Below are 19000 nucleotides of genomic sequence, written 5' to 3'. Positions count from 1 at the left end.
GTCACTGGCGGTGGTCCGCGCGCCAGGGATCGTAGCTGCCGAACCACCACACGTAGCCTTCCGGATCGGCACAGGCGTAGCCACGGCCGCCATACGCCTGGTCGGCAATGTCGATCACGATGCGCGCGCCGGCCGCCTTGGCCCGCGCATAGTGCGCGTCGGCGTCGCTGACGATCACGCAGGCGCTCTGGGTCTGGCGGCCCCCTGTTTCGTCAGGCATCACCGCCAGCTTCGACCACGCGCTGTCGTTGCTGGTCGAACCCAGCATGATCATGCCGTGCCCGAACACCAGCTGCGCGTGGAACACCACGTCGCCATCGGCGTACACCGCCTGCGCCTGGAAGCCGAACGCGCGCTGCAGCCAGTCGATCGCCGCCAGCGCGTCGCGGTAGCGCAGGCATGGAATGATGGTGGATCCACTGCTTGATCGGCCGTTCTCGTCCATGGCACCCCTCCTATGGCACAGGGCACGATGCGCCGGCGACCGTTACCATCCCGCGAAACCCCGGTGATGGCCTGCACATGGCCGCGACCCCTGCTCGGAGATGGTTCTGGATGAATACCTGGATTGGAGGAGCCGTGCTGCTGGCCTGCACGACCATGGCGAATGCTGCAACGCCCCCGCAGCTGCAGGATCTGGATGCGACCGTCGAGCGCGTGCGTGCGCAGTTCGACGTGCCGGGCATCGCCGTTGCCGTGGTCAAGGACGGCAAGGTGGTGCTGGAACGCGGCTGGGGCGTGCGTGAGCAGGGCAGGCCGGATCCTGTGCAGGCCGATACCCTGTTCGCGATCGCCTCCAATACCAAAGCGTTCACCGCCACCTCGCTGAACCTGCTGGCCGAGGACGGCAAGCTGAAGATGGACGACAAGGTGATTGACCACCTGCCGTCGTTCCGCATGTCCGATCCGTTCGTGACCGGGCAGATGACGATCCGTGACCTGCTCTCGCATCGCAGCGGCCTCAGCCTGGGCGCGGGCGACCTGCTGTTCTGGCCGGCCACCGCCTACAGCAATGCCGAAGTGGTGGAGCGGCTGGGCAAGGTGCCGTTGAAAGGGGGATTCCGCGAGAGCTATGCCTACGACAACATCCTGTACGCCGTCGCCCAGCAGGTGATCGAGCACGTTTCCGGCATGAGCTACCAGCAGTTCCTGCAGACCCGCATCTTCGACAAGGTGGGCATGGCGGGCACGCGCTACAACGCCGACCACCTGCGGCCCGGCGACAAGGCGGCCGTCGGACACGCCAAGTACGATTTCAAGGATCTGCGCACCGTCGCACCGCTGACCTGGTCGAACAATGCCGGGGCCGGCGGCATCTATTCCAGCGCGCACGACATGGCGCGCTGGATGCAGGTGCAGCTGGCCGAGGGCGCGCTGGCCGATGGCAGCCCGCTGTTCACCGCGAAGAGCCAGCAGCAGATGTGGCGCATGATCACGCCGCAGTCGATTCCGGCGCCGAGCGTGCCGGAGCTGGCACCGGCGCGGCAGAACTTCGCCGGTTACGGCGAAGGCTGGAGCCTGAGCGATTACCGCGGGCAGAAGCTGGTCTGGCACACCGGTGGCTGGCCGGGCATGGTCTCGCGGCTGACGCTGGTGCCGGGCGAGAAGCTGGGGGTCGTGGTGCTGACCAACCAGGAAGTGGGCGCTGCATTCAACGCGATCACGCTGAGCGTGCTCGATGCCTATCTGGGTGCGGAGAAGCACGACTGGGTGGACGCCTATGCCAAGGCCGTGGCCAAGGGCCAGGACAAGGCCGATGAGGCCTGGGCCAAGCACCAGGCAGCGCGTGTCAGGGGCAGCACTCCCTCGCTGCCGCTGGCCGGTTACACCGGCACCTTCCGCGACCGCTGGTATGGCGACATGCAGATCAGCACGGAAGGCAAGGGGCTGCGCCTGCGCTTCATGAAGACCGCGCAGCTGAGCGGCCGGCTGGAGCACTGGCAGCACGACACCTTCATCGTGCGCTGGGACGACCGTTCGCTCAATGCCGATGCCTTCGTGAACATCAGTCTCGACCCGGATGGCAAGGTGCGCGAGGTGCGCATGCAGCCGATCTCCGACCTGACCGATTTCAGCTTCGACTTCCAGGACCTGCTGTTCACCCCGGTCAACTGACGCCGCATGATCGGTAGCGCCGGGCCATGCCCGGCGAACACGGGCCGGCGCTACCGGCACCGCGCATCGTCGGTTGGCGTACACATCCGGCATGGGATACTCCGTCGGTTGCAAGAGGCGAGGGAATGCGATGTTCCGTTGGTTTGAATCCCTGATTCCGGTGTTCCCGCCCGTGGACGGGCGGATGCCGCCGCGCAGGGTGCTGCCGTTCTACCTGCACTACCTCCGGCCGGTGTGGCCGGTGCTCTTGGCCACGCTGATCGCTGGCCTGCTGCTGGCGCTGGTGGAAGTGGCGATGTTCGATTACCTGGGCCGCATCGTCGACATGGTCGCCGAGCAGCCCGGCGCCGGCTTTTTCAAACGTCACGCCAATGAGCTGGGCTGGATGCTGTTCATCACCGTGATCGCGCGCCCGGTGCTGGTCGGCCTGCACAACCTGCTGGTCAACCAGGCCATCGTGCCAGGCCTGAGCAATCGTTCGCGCTGGTTGATGCACAACTACGTGGTACGGCAGAGCCTGAGCTTCTTCCAGAACGACTTCGCAGGCAGCGTCGCCAACCGGGTGATGCAGACCGGCACGTCGCTGCGCGAATCGGCCGTGCAGATGGTCGACTCGCTCTGGTACATCGTGGTCTATACCGGCACCGCGCTGTATCTGTTCGCACAGGCCGACTGGCGATTGATGATGCCGTTGCTGCTGTGGCTGATCGCCTATGCGGTGATCATGGTCTACTTCGTGCCGCGCGCGAAGGAGCGGGCATGGATCGCCTCGGAAGCACGCTCCAAGGCGATGGGGCGCATCGTCGATGGCTACACCAACATTCCTACGCTGAAGCTGTTCGCCCATGGCGGCCGCGAGCAGGCCTACGTGGCCGAGTCGATCCAGGAGCTGGCGGTCAAGCACCGCGCGCAGACCCGGGTGACGACCGGCATGGACCTGGCCATCGCCATCGTCAACGGCTTCCTGATCGCCGGGACCTGTGGCCTGGCACTGTGGCTGTGGAACGGTGGCCACATCACCGTCGGCGCGATCACCTTGGCGACCGGCCTGGTCATCCGCATCCACAACATGTCGGGCTGGATCATGTGGACCATCAACGGCATCTTCGAGGACATCGGTACGGTGCAGGACGGCATCACCACCATCGCCCAGCCGCTGACCGTGCAGGACCGTGAGGACGCCGTGCCGCTGCAGGTCACCCAGGGCGGCGTGCACTTCCAGGATGTCCATTTCCACTACGGCAAGAAGGGCGGCGTGATCGCCGGCCTGGACCTGGTGGTGAAGCCGGGCGAGAAGATCGGCCTGGTCGGGCCCTCCGGTGCCGGCAAGTCGACCCTGGTCAATGTGCTGCTGCGGCTGTATGACCTGGAAAGCGGCCGCATCCTGATCGACGGCCAGGACATCGCGCATGTCACACAGGAGAGCCTGCGCCAACAGATCGGCGTAGTGACCCAGGACACCTCGCTGCTGCACCGCTCGATCCGCGACAACCTGCTGTACGGGCGCCCGGATGCCACCGATGATCAGTTGCGTGCTGCGGTCGCCAAGGCGCGTGCGGAAGCGTTCATCGACACGCTGGTGGACGGGCAGGGGCGCCGTGGCTACGACGCACATGTCGGCGAGCGTGGGGTGAAGCTGTCCGGCGGCCAGCGCCAGCGAATCGCCATTGCCCGGGTGCTGCTGAAGGACGCGCCGATCCTGGTGCTGGACGAGGCGACGTCGGCGCTGGATTCGGAAGTGGAAGCCGCGATCCAGGACAGCCTGGACGAACTGATGGGAGGCAAGACGGTGATCGCGATCGCGCATCGGCTGTCGACCATCGCGCGCATGGACCGTCTGGTGGTCATGGACCAGGGCCGGATCGTGGAAACCGGCAGCCATGCCGAGCTGATCGCGGCCGGTGGTCTGTATGCGCGGCTGTGGGCACGGCAGACCGGCGGGTTCGTGGCGGCCGACCAGTAGCCGTTTCGGCTGCGGCCGTTCCGCGCAGGGCGTGGATGCGGCGCAAAGAAGAACGGCCCGGTTGCCCGGGCCGTTCATCATCCACATCCAGCGCAGCCGCTTACTCGATCGGCTGGTCCAGCATCAGCTGGCGGGCGAAGCGCACCGGCGGTGCGCCGTAGGACAGCATCTGGTCGTGGTAGGCCTTCAGGTTGAACGTGTCGCCCAGCTTGTCCTGCATTGCCTTGCGGGTGTCGAAGTGCTCCTGCGCGCCCACGAAGTAGGTCGGCAGCTGCGCCGAGGTCAGCTGCGCGCGCACCCACTTGCCGGCCGCTTCGCTCTCCTGCTGGAACGCGTCGTGGGTCATCAGGTGCATCGCCTTCTCGCGATCCCAGTTGTCCACGTGCACGCCCTGGTCGAGGATGGCGTTGGAGATCGTGCGCAGGTAGAACTTCAGCTGCACCAGGTGGAACAGCGGATCGTTGTCGAGGTAACCCTGCTCCTGCATCATGCGCTCGGTGTAGACCGCCCAGCCTTCGGCGAACAGGCCCGACCGCAGTACTGCGCGCAGGGTGGAGGGGAACTTGGCCGAATGCCAGCCTTCCAGGTAATGGCCCGGCGTGCCCTCATGGATGCTCAGCAGGTGGATCATGCGCGAGTTGTACTCACGCAGGAAGGAATCGACCTGCTTGTCGTTCCAGTCGTCGGGAATCGGCGACACCGCGTAGAAGGTCTTCAGGTTCTTGTCCAGCGGGCCCGGCGAATCGCAGTAGGCCACGGCCACGCCACGCTGGAATTCCGGCATCAGGATGATGTCCACCGGCGCATCCGGCAGCGTCATCAGGTCGTGCTCGCGCACGAACGCGGTGGACTGGTCCAGCGCGGCCTTGGCGTCGTCGACCACCTTGTCACGTGCCGGCTTGTCGGCGTAGGCCAGTTCCAGCGCGGCCTCGATGGCCTTCTGCTGCTGCTCGTCGGTCGGCTGCGCCGGCATCTCCGGCGCGCCCGGCTTGTCCTTCAGCACCGTCTGCGCGATGCCGTACATGTCTTCGCGCACGCGCTTGAGCTCGGCACGCGCGCGCTCACCGATCTCCTGCCGCGACAGCGAAGAACTGAGGGCGAACTTGAGCTTCTGGTCGTACTTCTCCGCACCGATGCGGAAATCACCCTTCGCGTTCGGCACGAGGGTCTTGTCCAGCCAGGTCTGCTGCTCGTCCACGGCCTTCTTCAGGCCATCGATGGCGGCCTGCAGGCGCTGCTGGTCGGCCTGCGGCAGTTCGCCGATATGCGGGGTGATGAAGGTATCGACGATGCTGAGAATGCCCTTGTTCTGCTTGGCCACCGTCTCGGCATGGATCTTCGGCACACGCGCCGGATCGAGGTTCTCGCGGGCCTGGGCGAAGATCGCCGGCAGCTTTTCCATGCGCGCGGTGGCCGACTTCAGCCGTTCCGGCAGCGGCGCGAACTCGCGTGCCATCAGGCCGTAGATCGCGCTGCCGGCGATGCCGTTGTACAGCTGCGGATCCCACTTGCCGGACTGCAGCACTTCGGCGTTCCAGATTTCCGACTGCAGCTGGTTGCGCAGGATGGCGGCATCGACCTGGTTCTCCCGGCCCAGCTTGGCCACGTCGATCCTGTCCAGCTCGCCCAGCAATGCCTTGTAGGCGGCGACAGTCTTCTGCTGGCCGGCCGCACTCAGGTCGTCGATCTCGCTGTCGTAGCGGTGGTCGCCGATCTGGGTGGCGCTGACCGGGGACAACTGCATCCAGGTGTCCAGGGCGCGCTTGGACAGATCGGCAAAGGCCGCATCGGCTGCCGCGTCACCGGCCTGCTGGCTGGCGGCGGAGGTGGAACCGGCGGTCGGGGCGTCGGCCTGCTGGCAGCCGGCGAGGGCGGCGACCAGGGCGAGGGCAAGAAGATGCGGGCGCATCGGCATTCCTGTACGGGGTCAAACCCCGAGCATAGGCCGCCAGGGCTGCTTTGTCCCCGTGCCATAGGATTACCATTGGCACCTACACGGACCCGCCAGCGGAGAAAAGGACATGGAATACCAGGGAAGCTGCCATTGCGGCAGGATCGCATTCACGGTGCAGGCCGAGGCCCCGATCAGCGACGTCATCGACTGCAACTGCTCGATGTGCCGCCGCCGCGGCAGCCTGCTGTGGTTTGCGCCACGCGAGGCATTCCAGCTGCAGACCGATCCAGCCGATGTGGCCACCTACCAGTTCAACAGGCACCACATCGACCACCACCATTGCCGCGAGTGCGGCACTGCACCGTACAGCGAGGCCGTGGATCCGCGCAGCGGTGCGGCCATGGTGGCGGTCAACGTACGCTGCCTGCCGCAGGTCGACCTGGCCGGCCTGTCGGTGACCTCCTACGACGGAGCCGCAGCGTGACGGTCCGGCATGGATGGGTGGGCGCATTGACCGTGCCGGCACTCGTGCTGGCCCTGGCGGCCTGCGCGAAGGTGGAGCACGCGGCCGGCGGCGGTGGTGCCACAGCCGAAGCCGTGGCGTCGCCCGAAGGCGCCTTCCTGGCCTATGAACACGACGTACAGGTACAGCTGGACGCGGAAGCGATCGCGCCGCGCATCCAGCAGGTCGCGCAGGCCTGCCAGAGTGCGAAGTTCGGCGACTGTGCGGTGCTGCAGGTGGACCAGCGCAGTGGCGATTCGCCCAGCGGCGAGGTCCGGGTGCGCATCGCGCCGAAGGGCGTGGAGCCCCTGATCGGCCTGGCGGGCGAGGGCGGCACACTGCAGTCGCGCACCACCCGCGCCGAGGATCTTGCACAGCAGGTGGCCGATACCGCGTTGACCAAGGCACGGTTGGAGAAGGAACACGCACGCCTGCTCGCCTACCAGGACCGTGGCGGTCTGAAGATCGAGGATCTGCTGGCGATCAGCACGCGCCTGTCGGAGATCGAGGCGGGGGTGGAGCAGGCCAGCAAGGACGCCGCGCAGCAGCGTCGCCGCATCGATACGCAGCTGCTGACGCTGGACTTCGGTACCACCTCCGGCGAGCGCGGCCGCAGCGAGATCGGCGATGCGCTGAGCGAGTCGGGCAGCATCCTCAGTACCAGTATCGCCTTCCTGATCCGTGCGGCGGCTGCATTGCTGCCGGTCGCGGTACTGGCATTGATCGCAGGATGGGGTGTGAGGGCGGGGTTGCGTCGCCGCCGTCGGACGCCGTAACGCGCGGGTTCGCCGGGCCACGCCCGGCGTGCTCAGCCTTCGTCGGTCTCGTATTCGACGAACACGTCCAGCTCCAGCGCAAGCTCCTGCACCGCGTCACGAACCTTCTGCGCGGTGCTTTCGTTGCCCACCTCCACCTCCAGTTCGTGGATGCCCGGACCGATGTCATCGGACAGTCCTGCCGAACTGGAATCATCGTCGTCCATGTGTGGCATCAGATCGTCGGTTTCCTCGACATGTTCGATGCCTTCCAGGCCCAGCAGCAGGTCGCTGATCGCACGGGCGTCGTCTTCGGTTCCAGTAATGCGCATTCGCAGCAGGGCCATGGCAGATGCAGGTCGTTGTGGAGGTATCCGCAGCGTAGCCAGCGATGGGCAAAGACCGGGTGAGGGCCTGGTCAGCCGGGCGTGGGCGCGCGGCCGAGCAGACTGTCGGGCAGTGCCGGGATCGGTGTGCGGTCGTCCTGTGCCTGGGCCAGCAGCCAATCGATGAACAGGCGTGCGGCCGGGCTGGGCGGCTGGCCTTCGGCATGCACCACGTAATACGCATAGCGGGCCTTCAGGGCGGGCCCAGGCAGCCGCACCACCTCGTAGCGCTGCAGGTAGGGTTGGGCGATGTGGGTGCGCGCCAGCACCGCGCCCATGCCATACACCGCGGCCCGCATCGCATCGGTGCTGTCGGCGAAGGTGTGCATCGGCGGCAGCGGCGAGGGCGGGCGTACGCCCGCATGACGGAACCAGTCGCGCCAGCCCTGCGGCGAGAGATCGGTCAGCAGCGGCAGCTCGGCGATGCGCGCCGGATCGTGCAGGGCTTCCACGCCCGGCAGCGCCGGCGAGGCGACCGGGAACAGGCTGTCGTCCATCAGGTGTTGCGCGTGCAGCCCCGGCCACTGGCCCAGGCCATAGCGGATGCCCACCTCCGGTCCGTTGTCGTCGTAGCGGTCCAGGCCGCTGCCGGTGTGCAGTTCCACCCGGATGTGCGGATGCGCCTGGGTGAAGCGCGGCAGGCGTGGCAGCAGCCAGCAGTACGACAGCGAGCGCAGGGTGGTGATGCGCAGCGGCACGCTGTCCGCATCCGGATGCAGGTTGTGGGCGACGGCGGCGACATCGGTGAACGCCGCACTGGCGGCGTCGGCCAGCTGCCGGCCTTCGGCGGTCAGCCGCACGCCGCGGGCATGGCGCAGGAACAGGCGGGTTTCCAGCACCTCTTCCAGGCGGCGGACATGGTGGCTGACCGCGCTGGCGGTCAGGTGCAGTTCCTGCGCGGCCTGGGCGAAGTTCTGGTGGCGCGCGGCGACCGCGAACACGGCCAGGGCAGGGAGCAGGGAAGGGCGTAGCTGCATGTCCAGCCTCAAACCATATTTGTGGCTGGCAGCGATACTACGCGCTTGTGCGGCGGGCGTCTGCGTCTGATCCTGTTGCACCAACCGAGGAGTGGATGATGGACGGAGGCAGGGCATGAATGCGGTCCCACAGGCGGCCGAGCGCGACTGGCGCACGCCGCTGGAGTTGACCCTGCTGGGCGCCATCTGGGGGTGCTCGTTCCTTTTCATGCGGGTGGCGGTGCCATCGTTCGGCCCGTTCGCCCTGGTCGAGGTGCGTCTGCTGCTGGGGGCACTGGTACTGCTGCCGTTCCTGTGGCGCGCGCGGGCGCAGTTCCCGCCGCGGCGCTGGCTGTGGCTGGCGCCGATCGGCCTGGTCAACTCGGCGTTGCCGTTCGTGCTGTTCGCCTACGCCGCCGAGCACGCACCGGCGGCGATCGGTGCGATCTGCAATGCGATGACGGTCCTGTTCGCCGCGCTCATCGCCTTCCTGTTCTTCGGCGAGAAGATCGGTGTGCGTCGCGCGGGTGCGTTGCTGGTCGGCTTTGCCGGCGTGGTGGTGCTGGCGACGGCCAAGGTCTCGGGCCTGGGCATCGGCACGGCCGTGCTGGCCGGCGCCGCGGCATCGCTGCTGTACGGACTGGGGGTGAACCTGGTGAAGCGGCACATGGCGGGCCTGCCGTCTGCTGCCGCGGCGGCGGCGACGCTGTCCTGCGCCTCGCTGTGGATGCTGCCGATGGCGGTGAGCCATTGGCCGCAGGCCGCGATTCCGCTCAAGGCGTGGGGCGCGGCGATTGCCTTGGGCGTGGCCTGCACCGGGCTGGCGTTCCTGATGTTCTACCGTCTGATCGGCCGCATCGGCCCGTCGCGTGCATCCACGGTGACCTACCTGATTCCACTGTTCGGTGCGGCGTTCGCGTGGTTGTTCCTGGGTGAGCCGGTGACGCTGCAGATGCTGATTGCGGGTGCGTTGATTCTGGGTAGCGTGGCGGTGAGTCAGAAGGGCTGAGCGGTTTCGCGCGTGACGCTTGCTGAAGGTGCTTCACTGTTCATGGGCGTTACTTTTCTTTGTACGCAAAGAAAAGTAACCAAAAGAAACGTTCCGCCGACCGCGAGCCGATGCGCGTTGCGCATCGGTACCCTGCGCTCCTCGGCCCGTCGAGGGACGGCGCGGGAACTCGCTGTGCTCAAACACCCGCGCCTCTTCGCCCTCGCCGGACCTGCGGTGCTCGGCTCGCTCAAGGCGGACCCAAGATCAAAGGCAAAAGCGGTCGCTTCGCTCGCCGGGCCCGGCCCGGCACTACCAAACATCGTCGTGCAGCTGTGGCTCTTGACCTTGAGTCCGCCTTGAGCGAGCCGAGCATCGCAGGGGAATCAGGGGCGAAGAGGTGCCGATGTCTGAGCGGAGCGAGTTCGGCACCGTCCCCTGATTCACCGAGAAGCGCAGGGGACCGACGTGCGAAGCACGGCGGCTCGCGGCTTGGCGGCGCGTTTCTTTTGGTTACTTTTCTTTTCGCGCGAAAAGAAAAGTAACGCCCATGAACAGTGAAGCACCTTCAGCACGCGTCACGTGCAGGAACCCATCACCGCACCGGCACCGGAACATTGCACAGATCGATATGCCCCGCCGGACGCTTGTAGAAATCATCCACGCGATTGCGCCGCGCCTCCACCGTATCGGCGAAAGTCTTCGAATCAGTACGCAACACCTGGATCGGCGTGCGTTCGGCGGCCGCCACGTCGCTGGCACGGCGGATCGAAATGATTGGCGTGCGCAGCTTCGGGTCTTCATAGAAGCCCATCGGCGCCGGGCCGCGCGGGATCGCGCTGAGCAGTTCCATGCCCTTCAGGACGCGACCGACCAGGGTGATGTTGCGGTCCAGCTGACGTGGCGACTGCCCGGTCACCACGTACAGTTCGGCACCGATGCTGCTGTCCTCGTCGTTGTTGCGACCGGCCCCCAGCATGCCGTAGCAGTGCGCCAGCCAGGCCTTGCCGGCCTGCGGATCCTGTCCGACCGGGAAGCCATCGACGAAACCGGTCTGCGCCGCCCAGCCATCGCGGTCCGGCAGCACGCTCACCTTCAGGCCGGCGCTGGCACGCTCGAACTCGGCCGGCAGCTTGCGCGCGGCACTGCCGAACGGCCTGGCCTTGGCCGGGTCATCGGCGTCGGCATCGCCGAACTGCACGACGAAGTTGTCCTGGGAACGGTAGATGCTGGTGCCGTCCCAGAAGTGCTCGTGGGCGAACGTCTGGATGTTGGCGACATGGCGTGGTGCGAACTGGGGCGCCAGTTCGATGATCACCCGGCCGGCAGGCAGATCCATGTACAGCAGGTTGGCCGGGTCGGGGGTGCGCCAATCGCTGGCGGCCGAGGCGTCAAGGATCTGCTGCGGGCTGCGGTAGGGCGTCGCTGCGCTGGCCAGCGAGGGCAACAGGCAGGCCAGGGCGAGGGCGGTCAGGGCAAGGCGACGACGGTGCGGCATGGAAACCCCGGAACATGAACGAGCCCTCGATTCTGCGCGAGCCGCAGGGCCACGCCAACCGGCAGGATGACTAACGACACATTCGCTATACCGAACTTCGCACTACTGTGGACTTCAACGTAGTGGAGGGCCGGGCATGTCGGAAGACGACATCCACCTGAAGAAGTTCCAGAAGGAGCTCAGCGCCGGAACCGTGTCGCTGGCCCTGCTGGCGGTGCTGGCCCGTACCGGCGAGCCGCTGTACGGGTACCTCATCGCCAAGGAGCTGGAGCGCGTGGGCGAGGGCGTGCTGAGTGGCAAGCAGAGCGCGCTGTACCCGGTGCTGCGCAACCTGGAGAGCGGCGGCCTGCTGGAGAGCCATGTCGAGCCCTCCAGCAGCGGGCCGCCCCGGCGCTACTACCGCATCAATGACCGTGGCCGCGAAGTGCTGGCGCAGTGGCGCCAGGCCTGGCAGGCCACCCGTGATTCCGTCGATTCCGTGTTGGAGGGGGTACCGCAATGAACGACCCGAGCCTGGCAGGCCGCGCCCTGCCGACCACCATCCCGCAGTACCTGGCGCAGCTGCGCGAGGCGCTGCAGGGCGCCGATCCGGCGATGGTGCAGGACGCGCTGTATGACGCCGAGGAATACCTGCGTTCCGAGCTGGCCGCCCAGCCCGGTCGCAGCGAGGCGGAGGTGATTGCCGATGTGGCCGGCAGCTACGGTGCGCCGGATGAAGTGGCGGAGATCTACCGCGAAACGGAAGTCACCGTGAACCGCGCATTGCGCACGCCGCGCGCCGACACCGCGCCGGTGCTGCGTGTGGCAGCCGAGGCCAGTGGTGTGGAACCGGCCGCGGCACCGCCGGTGCCGGTGCCGCGCTCGCTGCTGTCTCGCTTCTTTGGCGTGGTGGCCGATCCGCACACCTATGGCGCGCTGTTCTACATGCTGCTGTCGCTGGCCACCGGCATCTTCTTCTTCACCTGGGTGGTGACCGGCCTGTCGCTGTCGCTCGGCCTGCTGATCCTGATCATCGGCGTGCCGTTGACCGTGCTGTTCTTCGGTTCGGTGCGCGGGCTGGCACTGCTGGAGGGGCGCCTGGTCGAGGCGCTGCTGGGCGAGCGCATGCCGCGGCGGCCGCGCTACACCGACCGCAGCCGCAGCTGGCTGCAGCGTATCGGCGACATGTTCACGGACGGCCGCACCTGGCTGACGCTGTTGTACTTCGTGCTGATGCTGCCCTTGGGCATTGTCTACTTCACCATCGCGGTGACGCTGCTGTCGCTGTCGCTGGGACTGATCTGGGCGCCGGTGGCAGCGATCTTCAGCGGGGAAATCCCGGGCGTGTACGTTGATGGCGTGAACGTGCTGCCGATGGCTGCCTCGCCGCTGGTCGGGATCGTGGTCGCCGCGGCGGGTGCCCTGCTGCTGCTGCTGACGCTGCACCTGGCACGCGGCATCGGCAAGCTGCATGGCCTGATCGCCAAGAACCTGCTGGTGCGCCTGTAAGCGACGAGGGGTCGGATCCCTGTTCGCAGAACAGGGCTCTGACTCCGTTCGAGCGGGGTGCCGGGGTCAGAGCCCTTTCTGTTGGAAAGGGATCCGAACCCCGCCGCAGGGTCAGCCCGCCTTGCGGCGCAGCGGGGTGACGTTGCTCTTCTTCTTCGCTTTTGCCGCCGGCGCTTCTGCGTGCGCCGCGAAGAAGTCGCGTACCTTCGGGTACACCACCTCGCGCCAGCGGCGGCCGCTGAAGATGCCGTAATGGCCGGCACCTTCGACGATGAAATGCTCGCGGCGCTCGGCCGGGATGCCCGTACACAGCGCCTGCGCAGCTTCGGTCTGGCCGAGGCCCGCGATATCGTCCAGTTCGCCTTCGATGCTCAGCAGCGCGGTATCGCGGATCGCCGAAGGGTCGACCTTTTCGCCGTTGACCACCCACTCTCCGCGCGGCAGCAGGAAGTCCTGGAAGACCACGCGGATGGTGTCCAGGTAGTACCTGGCAGGCATGTCCAGCACCGCGTTGTACTCATCATAGAAGCGGCGGTGCGCATCGGCGTCTTCCAGATCGCCCTTGACCAGGTCGGCGTAGAAGTCCCAGTGCGAGCTGAAATGGCGGCTGGGATTCATCGACAGGAAACCGGCGTGCTGCAGGAAACCCGGGTACACGCGACGGCCTGCACCGGGGTAGCCGGCCGGCACGCTGTGGATGACGTTGTTCTCGAACCAGGACAGCGGGTTCTGGGTCGCCAGATTGTTCACCGCGGTGGGGCTGCAGCGTGCGTCGATCGGACCGCCCATCATCACCAGCGTGCGCGGGGTGGGCTCGCCACGGCTGGCCATCAGTGACACCGCAGCCAGCACCGGTACGGTCGGCTGGCAGACGCTGACCACGTGCAGGCGCTCGACGCCAAGGTGGCGGATGAACTCCTGGATGTAGGCGATGTAGTCGTCCAGGCCGAAATCACCTTCGCTGGCCGCAACCATGCGCGCATCGACCCAGTCGGTGACGTAGACGCGATGGTCGCGCAGCAGCGTGCGCACGGTATCGCGCAGCAGCGTGGCGTGATGGCCGGACAGTGGCGCCACCACCAGCACAAAGGGCTGGTTGAGCATGGTGTGCAGCTGGTCGGCTTCGTTGCTGTGACGCTTGAAGCGCAGCAGCTTGCAGAACGGCTTGCTCACTTCCTCGTGCACGACGATCGGCACGCGTTCGCCTTCGACCTCGATTTCGTTGATGCCCCACTCGGGCTTCTCGTAATCCTTGCCGATGCGATGGAACAGTTCGTTGACCGCCGCCAGGCGTTCGGCACCCGGCATCTGCGACCACCAGTGGCCGGGATTGGCGAAGAACTTGGCGTTGGCCTGGGCCTGGTGCACCCAGGGGGCGAGCAGGTTGCGGGTCAGTTCGTGCAGTTGATAGAGCATGACGACCGAATATGTATGGTCATATGTTGCCGCGCAGCATATCCCATCCGGGTGTCCCGCAGGTTAAGTTGACTGAAAATAATGAATCCGGATTCACATCCGTTCCAGCGCGGCCGCATCGCCTGCCAGGGCGGGGCCGAGCCAGCAGTGCGACCCTGCCGGCTGCAGGCCGTGCCGGGCCAGCGTCCGGCGATACCAGGCTGCCGGGCGGGACTGGAAGCCCTCATGGTCGCCCTCGAACGCGTCCTCGGCGGCGAAGGTCTCCAGGAAGGCGATGCCGCCGGTCAGCTCGGCCACGCCCGCCAGGCCGGCGCGCAGCTCGCGGTCGGGCACGTAATGCATCACGTCCGAGCAGACCAGCAGGTCCACCGGCGCGCACGGCCGCAGCCAGGCGAAGTCGCCGAAGCGGGCCAGATGCAGGTTGCGGGTCCGGCCATAGCGACGCACAGCGTACTCGCTGCTGTCGAAGCCCAGATACTCGACCTTCGGACGCAGTTTCCGCAACGGCGCGCGCCAGGCCCCCTCGCCGCAGCCGATGTCCAGCACGCTGCGGATCGGCCGCTCCAGGTAGTACTCGGCAGTGGCCACCGCCAATGCCACCTTGCGGGCGAGGCGGGCGCTGCCGCCGATGTCGGCCTGGCGGTACCAGCGCTGGAAGTAGGCGGCGTCGTAGGTCTTGTCCACGCAGAAGGAGGTTTCGTTGAAAACGGCGCCTATCGTACGGCGTTGCCGCTCGCCATGCGTCGATCGGTCGCGCCGACCGCAGCCGGTACACCCGCACGCCATGCGAGAATGGCCGCCACCTACGCCAGCCGCTGGAGCGAGCGCATGCAGAGCTACTACTGGGTCAAGACCTTCCACATCGTGTTCGTGGTGGCGTGGATGGCGACGGTGTTCTATCTGCCGCGCATCCTGGTGAACCTGGCCGAGGCGGCGGGACAACCCGCAGTGGTCGAGCGCCTGCAGCTGATGGGCCTGCGTCTGTACCGTTTCGGCCACTCGATGTTCGGCCTGGCCTTCGTCCTGGGACTGGTGTTGTGGCTGGGCTACCGGGTCATTCCGGACTTCCCCACGATGGTCGCGCCGGGCGGTGCCGGCTGGCTGCATGCCAAGCTCGGCCTGGTGGTGCTGCTGCTGGTCTACTTCGGCTGGACCGGCCGCCTGCTCAAGGGCGTCGCCAAGGGCCGGCCTCTGCCGTCCTCGCGCGCGCTGCGCTGGATCAACGAAATCCCGCTGCTGGCCTTCATTCCGATCGTCTGGCTGGTGCTGGCCAAACCCTTCTGAGCCGGCGCACATCGCGCACCTCCAGATGAATCGCCGCGTAACCTGACAAGCGGCGCGGCGCGCCTTGCAACAAATTGCATGGGCCCCGCCCGTGCGTCTCCAGATACTGCGCGCCTTCGACACAGCGGCTGCCTGCAGCAGTCCCGTCATCGCTCCGCGTGGGCATGGATGGGAATGCCAGGTACTGCACGCACGCTGTGCCGCTCACGTGCCCCCTCTGGAGATCCATCATGAAACATGCCCATCGTTCCGCCGCAGGCGGGCGTTCCCTTGCCCTGCGTCCGCTCTCGCAATGCCTGCTGCTGGCACTGGCCCTGCCGTTGGCCCAGCACGCGTTGGCCGGCAACCTCAACGGCGAGGACCACGAGGTGGTACAGGGTGACCCTACCGAAGCATGGCGGGCGAACAATGGCTCCACTCTTACGGTGTCCAACGCCAGCACCTACGGCATCCAGGTGTTCTATGGCTCCAATGCCTTCCTCACGCGTGCGGATGTGCTGGTCCGCAATGCCCGTGAGAACATTCACGTGCAGTCCGGCTCCCGGCTGGTCGCGCGGGACAGCCGTTTCGATCTGGGCATGACCCAGTTCAACGTTTCGATCGATTCGTCTGCCAGGCTCTACAACACGCAGATCAACTCTGTCGGTGGTGCCATCGCCTTGTACCCGGCAATCTACGGTGGACAGGGCGACGTGTACCTTCTGATGGACAACTCCCACCTGGCGGTGGCACACCGCGACAGCACTGCCTGGAACCACAACGTCGGTCTGAGTATGGGCGCGGGCAGGGCTGACATCGTCAACGGTTCGACGATCCGGGCCAGCCGCAACGGCGCCGTCATGTACTTCGAATATCGGGGTGCGGACAACCTGGTATTGAACGTCGACAATTCCACCCTGGAGTCGCAGACCGGCCCGGCGATCTGGGTCAATCCCGATGTCGACTGGGGCAGTCCCGATGCCGACGTCGACGGCGAATCCGCCGAGATCACCATCCGCAACGGTGCGCGCCTGATTGCCGGCGATGGCACGCTGTTGCTGGTCAAGCATGGCGAGGAGGGGCAGGTCGGCAACGTTGCTGTGCGCTTCAACGTGGAGAACGCGGCGCTGACCGGCGACATCATTGCCGATCGCACCTCCTACACGGGCCAGCTGGATGTCTCGCTGCGCAACCGCGCCACGCTGATCGGCCGCATCGTCGATGCGAGCTCGGTGGCGGTGGGGGAGCAGAGCACCTGGCAGCTGACCGGCGACAGCAGTGTCGGCCGTCTGCAGCTGGATGCGGGCAGCATGGTCAAGCTGGGCGACGGCGCGGGCGGCTTCAACACGCTGTCCCTGGACGAGTTCGTCGGTAACGGCGGCACGCTGGTATTCAACACGGTGCTTGGCGAGGACGACTCGCAGACCGACCGCCTGGTGATCGCCGGTGATGCGACCGGGCAGGCCAATGTGCGGGTGCTCAACGCCAGCGGCCAGGGCGCGCAGACCGACAAGGGCATCGAGCTGATCGAGATCAACGGCGCGTCCGACGCGCAGTTCGACCTGGTCGGCCGTGCGGTCGGCGGGCAGTACGAGTACTTCCTGTTCAAGGATGAGGCCGACGGCAACTGGTACCTGCGTTCGGAACTGCCGGTGACGCCGCCGGATCCCTGTGACCTGGATCCGTCGCTGCCCGACTGCGACCCGACCGGTCCGATCAATCCGGATCCGAAGCCGGTGCTGCGCCCGGAGACCGGCGCGTACCTGGCCAACCAGTACGCCGCAGGGCAGTTGTTCCGCCTGCAGCGCAGTGATCGCGACGGCAATGCGGCCGTTGCCGAGGGTGTGCACGGCTGGGCACGCGTGGACAGCCAGCAGGCGCGCCTGGGGGCCATGCAGGAGCAGCTGGATCTGCGCACGCAGCGCCATGTGGTGCAGGTGGGCGCAGACGTGGGGCTGTTCGATGAAGGGCGTGGCCGCCTGGGCGTGATGCTCGGTAGTGGGCGTGCTGACAGCACCAGCACCTCGGCGCTGACCGGCTTTGCGGCACGCGGCAAGGTCGCCGGCGTGGCCGCAGGGGTGTACGGCAGCTGGAACACTGGTCGTGCCTATGTGGACAGCTGGGTGCAGCACGGCCGCTTCAACAACCGGGTGGAAGGCGATGGCCTGGCCGCGGAGCGCTACGACAGCGACCTGTGGCAGGGTTCGCTGGAGGCGGGTTACCGCTTCGGCGTCGGCACGCTGGGCGACAGCAGGGTCAGCCTGCAGCCGGAGCTGCAGCTGGTCTACACCAACGTCAGCACGGATCGACATACCGAGCAGAACGGCACCGTGGTGCGTGGCCTGGGCGAAAGTGGCCTGTCCGGCCGCCTCGGCCTGCGCCTGGAAGCGGAATCGACCAGCACGCATGGCGCCGTGGTGACCCCGTACCTGACCGCCAACTGGTATCGCGACGCCCGCACGGGTGGCATGGCGTTCGATGACGTGGCCATGGACAGCGACGCGCCGCGCAACCGCTACGCGCTGGGTGCAGGCGCGCGGGTGGAATTCACCAAGGGCTGGACGGGCTGGGGCGGTCTGGACGTGAGCCGCGGTGACTCCGGCTACCGCGAAGTCAGCGCCACGCTGGGCATGTCCTACAACTGGTAAGCAGATCGGCGTACGGCGGGCCCGTACGCGCAGGAACAGGGACGTATCGCCACACGGATGTGGCACTGAAGCCGGGCATTGCCCGGCTTCAGGCGTTACCGTGCAGCGGAAGCAGCGATTACGCCGCCTCGTAGGTGCCGTAGCTGCGCAGGCGCTTGTAGCGCTGCTCCAGCAGTTCCCCGGTGGACAGCTTGTCCAGCGCGTCCAGCTCGTTCAGCAGCACGGCCTTCAGGCGCCGGGCCATCTGCGTCGGGTTGCGGTGGGCGCCGCCGGTCGGCTCGCGCACGACCTTGTCGACCAGGCCCAGGCTCTTCAGGCGCGGGGCGGTCAGGCCCAGCTGTTCGGCCGCGTCCTTGGCCTTGCCGGCGTCCTTCCACAGGATCGAGGCGCAGCCTTCCGGGGTAATGGTCGAATACACCGCGTACTCCAGCATCACGGTGCGGTCGCCCACGCCCAGTGCCAGCGCGCCGCCCGAGCCGCCTTCGCCGATCACGGTGCAGATCACCGGCACCTTCAGTTCGGCCATTTCCATCAGGTTGCGCGCGATCGCTTCGGACTGGCCGCGCGATTCGGCGTCGATGCCCGGCCAGGCGCCGGCGGTGTCGATCAGGGTCAGCACCGGCAGGCCGAAACGCTCGGCCATCTTCATCAGGCGCAGCGCCTTGCGGTAGCCCTCGGGCTTGGGCATGCCGAAGTTGCGCTTGATCTTCTCCTTGGTGTCGCGGCCCTTCTGGTGGCCGATGACCATCACCGCGCGGCCATTGATGCGGGCCAGGCCGCCCATGATGGCCTTGTCGTCGGCAAAGGCGCGATCACCGGCCAGTTCCTGGAACTCATCGAAGATGATGCGGATGTAATCGGCGGTGTAGGGCCGCGACGGGTGGCGGGCCAGCTGCAGCACCTGCCAGGAGGTCAGGTTGCGGAAGATCTGTGCGGTACGCATGCGCAGCTTGTCCTGCAGCGCGTGCACTTCGGCCTCGACATTGACCGCCGGACCGGCACTGGCGTTGCGCAGCTCCTGGATCTTCGCTTCCAGGTCGGCGATGGGTTGCTCGAAGTCGAGGTAGTTCGGATTCATCGGAAGCCGTCGTGTAAAGAAGGAGGAAAGTGTAGCCGAACCCGGTGAAA

Annotated in this window: 17 protein-coding genes; 9 read left to right on the top strand and 8 right to left on the bottom strand. The window is 66.8% G+C overall.

The window, feature by feature from the left end; translation table 11 throughout:
* Position 1 precedes the first annotated feature (1 nt).
* Positions 2-445 (bottom strand): VOC family protein, encoded by a 444-nt coding sequence (locus QMZ25_RS11820; protein ID WP_128990037.1) that lies wholly within the window; start codon positions 443-445, stop codon positions 2-4.
* A 110-nt stretch (positions 446-555) separates the two neighbouring features.
* Between QMZ25_RS11820 and QMZ25_RS11815 the strand changes: the two genes are divergently transcribed.
* Both QMZ25_RS11815 and smrA read left to right on the top strand, forming a co-directional pair.
* Entirely contained in the window at positions 556-2115 is a 1560-nt protein-coding gene (locus QMZ25_RS11815; protein WP_283219676.1) for a serine hydrolase, read from the top strand.
* A 130-nt stretch (positions 2116-2245) separates the two neighbouring features.
* A complete protein-coding gene (gene smrA / locus QMZ25_RS11810) occupies positions 2246-4078 on the top strand; it encodes a multidrug efflux ABC transporter SmrA (protein ID WP_128990033.1) in 1833 nt (610 codons plus the stop codon).
* A 100-nt stretch (positions 4079-4178) separates the two neighbouring features.
* On the opposite strand, the gene QMZ25_RS11805 is transcribed toward smrA, so the two are convergent.
* The gene (locus QMZ25_RS11805; RefSeq protein WP_111185803.1) at positions 4179-5987 is read right to left on the bottom strand and encodes a DUF885 domain-containing protein; all 1809 of its coding nucleotides are present in this window, start codon (positions 5985-5987) and stop codon (positions 4179-4181) included.
* 112 nt (positions 5988-6099) lie between these two features.
* Between QMZ25_RS11805 and QMZ25_RS11800 the strand changes: the two genes are divergently transcribed.
* Together QMZ25_RS11800 and QMZ25_RS11795 are read left to right on the top strand one after the other, a co-directional pair.
* Positions 6100-6456: a GFA family protein gene (locus tag QMZ25_RS11800; protein WP_053518787.1), complete on the top strand. Its 357-nt coding sequence runs from the start codon at positions 6100-6102 to the stop codon at positions 6454-6456.
* Positions 6453-7250 carry a DUF4349 domain-containing protein gene (locus QMZ25_RS11795; RefSeq protein WP_283219675.1) on the top strand — a complete coding sequence of 266 codons (798 nt, stop codon included), beginning with the start codon at positions 6453-6455 and terminating at the stop codon, positions 7248-7250. The genes QMZ25_RS11800 and QMZ25_RS11795 overlap by 4 nt, the downstream gene beginning before the upstream one ends.
* A 32-nt stretch (positions 7251-7282) precedes the next feature.
* Here QMZ25_RS11795 and QMZ25_RS11790 read toward each other — a convergent pair whose 3' ends face one another.
* Together QMZ25_RS11790 and QMZ25_RS11785 are read right to left on the bottom strand one after the other, a co-directional pair.
* Complete coding sequence (locus QMZ25_RS11790; RefSeq protein WP_053518791.1) at positions 7283-7576, bottom strand: hypothetical protein; 294 nt, start codon at positions 7574-7576, stop codon at positions 7283-7285.
* A 71-nt stretch (positions 7577-7647) separates the two neighbouring features.
* A complete protein-coding gene (locus QMZ25_RS11785) occupies positions 7648-8592 on the bottom strand; it encodes a LysR substrate-binding domain-containing protein (RefSeq protein ID WP_053518793.1) in 945 nt (314 codons plus the stop codon).
* A 115-nt stretch (positions 8593-8707) separates the two neighbouring features.
* Between QMZ25_RS11785 and QMZ25_RS11780 the strand changes: the two genes are divergently transcribed.
* Positions 8708-9580 (top strand): DMT family transporter, encoded by an 873-nt coding sequence (locus tag QMZ25_RS11780; protein WP_065174688.1) that lies wholly within the window; start codon positions 8708-8710, stop codon positions 9578-9580.
* A 574-nt stretch (positions 9581-10154) separates the two neighbouring features.
* Here the strand turns inward: QMZ25_RS11780 and QMZ25_RS11775 are convergent.
* Positions 10155-11057, bottom strand: a complete 903-nt coding sequence (locus QMZ25_RS11775) for a peptidylprolyl isomerase (RefSeq protein WP_111185799.1) — start codon at positions 11055-11057, stop codon at positions 10155-10157.
* A 136-nt stretch (positions 11058-11193) separates the two neighbouring features.
* Between QMZ25_RS11775 and QMZ25_RS11770 the strand changes: the two genes are divergently transcribed.
* The gene (locus QMZ25_RS11770; RefSeq protein ID WP_111185797.1) at positions 11194-11559 is read left to right on the top strand and encodes a PadR family transcriptional regulator; all 366 of its coding nucleotides are present in this window, start codon (positions 11194-11196) and stop codon (positions 11557-11559) included.
* Positions 11556-12545 (top strand): sensor domain-containing protein, encoded by a 990-nt coding sequence (locus QMZ25_RS11765; RefSeq protein ID WP_053519901.1) that lies wholly within the window; start codon positions 11556-11558, stop codon positions 12543-12545. Before QMZ25_RS11770 ends, QMZ25_RS11765 begins: the two co-directional genes overlap by 4 nt.
* Before the next feature lie 111 nt (positions 12546-12656).
* On the opposite strand, the gene phaZ is transcribed toward QMZ25_RS11765, so the two are convergent.
* Together phaZ and QMZ25_RS11755 are read right to left on the bottom strand one after the other, a co-directional pair.
* Complete coding sequence (gene phaZ, locus QMZ25_RS11760; protein WP_053519900.1) at positions 12657-13961, bottom strand: polyhydroxyalkanoate depolymerase; 1305 nt, start codon at positions 13959-13961, stop codon at positions 12657-12659.
* 93 nt (positions 13962-14054) lie between these two features.
* Positions 14055-14645 carry a class I SAM-dependent methyltransferase gene (locus tag QMZ25_RS11755; protein WP_065174691.1) on the bottom strand — a complete coding sequence of 197 codons (591 nt, stop codon included), beginning with the start codon at positions 14643-14645 and terminating at the stop codon, positions 14055-14057.
* A gap of 144 nt (positions 14646-14789) precedes the next feature.
* Here QMZ25_RS11755 and QMZ25_RS11750 point away from each other — a divergent pair, with 144 nt between their 5' ends.
* The gene (locus QMZ25_RS11750) at positions 14790-15245 is read left to right on the top strand and encodes a CopD family protein (protein WP_053519905.1); all 456 of its coding nucleotides are present in this window, start codon (positions 14790-14792) and stop codon (positions 15243-15245) included.
* A 230-nt stretch (positions 15246-15475) separates the two neighbouring features.
* Positions 15476-17872 carry an autotransporter outer membrane beta-barrel domain-containing protein gene (locus QMZ25_RS11745; protein ID WP_283219674.1) on the top strand — a complete coding sequence of 799 codons (2397 nt, stop codon included), beginning with the start codon at positions 15476-15478 and terminating at the stop codon, positions 17870-17872.
* A 118-nt stretch (positions 17873-17990) separates the two neighbouring features.
* Here the strand turns inward: QMZ25_RS11745 and QMZ25_RS11740 are convergent, their stop codons facing one another.
* Positions 17991-18950, bottom strand: coding sequence for an acetyl-CoA carboxylase carboxyltransferase subunit alpha (locus tag QMZ25_RS11740; protein WP_053519898.1), 960 nt, complete (start codon positions 18948-18950; stop codon positions 17991-17993).
* Between the last annotated feature and the right edge of the window lie 50 nt (positions 18951-19000).

This window comes from Stenotrophomonas sp. RS-48 (assembly GCF_030053245.1).
Taxonomy (GTDB): domain Bacteria; phylum Pseudomonadota; class Gammaproteobacteria; order Xanthomonadales; family Xanthomonadaceae; genus Stenotrophomonas; species Stenotrophomonas maltophilia_P.
This window is presented reverse-complemented; position numbering and strand designations above follow the sequence as displayed.

Excerpts from the sequence above, each read along its gene's own strand:
- QMZ25_RS11745 (WP_283219674.1), top strand. The coding sequence starts at position 15,476 with ATGAAACATGCCCATCGTTCCGCCGCAGGCGGGCGTTCCCTTGCCCTG.
- QMZ25_RS11790 (WP_053518791.1), bottom strand. The coding sequence starts at position 7,576 with ATGGCCCTGCTGCGAATGCGCATTACTGGAACCGAAGACGACGCCCGT.
- smrA (WP_128990033.1), top strand. The coding sequence starts at position 2,246 with ATGTTCCGTTGGTTTGAATCCCTGATTCCGGTGTTCCCGCCCGTGGAC.
- QMZ25_RS11805 (WP_111185803.1), bottom strand. The coding sequence starts at position 5,987 with ATGCGCCCGCATCTTCTTGCCCTCGCCCTGGTCGCCGCCCTCGCCGGC.
- QMZ25_RS11775 (WP_111185799.1), bottom strand. The coding sequence starts at position 11,057 with ATGCCGCACCGTCGTCGCCTTGCCCTGACCGCCCTCGCCCTGGCCTGC.
- QMZ25_RS11750 (WP_053519905.1), top strand. The coding sequence starts at position 14,790 with ATGCAGAGCTACTACTGGGTCAAGACCTTCCACATCGTGTTCGTGGTG.
- QMZ25_RS11785 (WP_053518793.1), bottom strand. The coding sequence starts at position 8,592 with ATGCAGCTACGCCCTTCCCTGCTCCCTGCCCTGGCCGTGTTCGCGGTC.
- QMZ25_RS11765 (WP_053519901.1), top strand. The coding sequence starts at position 11,556 with ATGAACGACCCGAGCCTGGCAGGCCGCGCCCTGCCGACCACCATCCCG.
- QMZ25_RS11800 (WP_053518787.1), top strand. The coding sequence starts at position 6,100 with ATGGAATACCAGGGAAGCTGCCATTGCGGCAGGATCGCATTCACGGTG.
- QMZ25_RS11815 (WP_283219676.1), top strand. The coding sequence starts at position 556 with ATGAATACCTGGATTGGAGGAGCCGTGCTGCTGGCCTGCACGACCATG.
- QMZ25_RS11820 (WP_128990037.1), bottom strand. The coding sequence starts at position 445 with ATGGACGAGAACGGCCGATCAAGCAGTGGATCCACCATCATTCCATGC.
- QMZ25_RS11780 (WP_065174688.1), top strand. The coding sequence starts at position 8,708 with ATGAATGCGGTCCCACAGGCGGCCGAGCGCGACTGGCGCACGCCGCTG.
- QMZ25_RS11740 (WP_053519898.1), bottom strand. The coding sequence starts at position 18,950 with ATGAATCCGAACTACCTCGACTTCGAGCAACCCATCGCCGACCTGGAA.
- QMZ25_RS11770 (WP_111185797.1), top strand. The coding sequence starts at position 11,194 with ATGTCGGAAGACGACATCCACCTGAAGAAGTTCCAGAAGGAGCTCAGC.
- phaZ (WP_053519900.1), bottom strand. The coding sequence starts at position 13,961 with ATGCTCTATCAACTGCACGAACTGACCCGCAACCTGCTCGCCCCCTGG.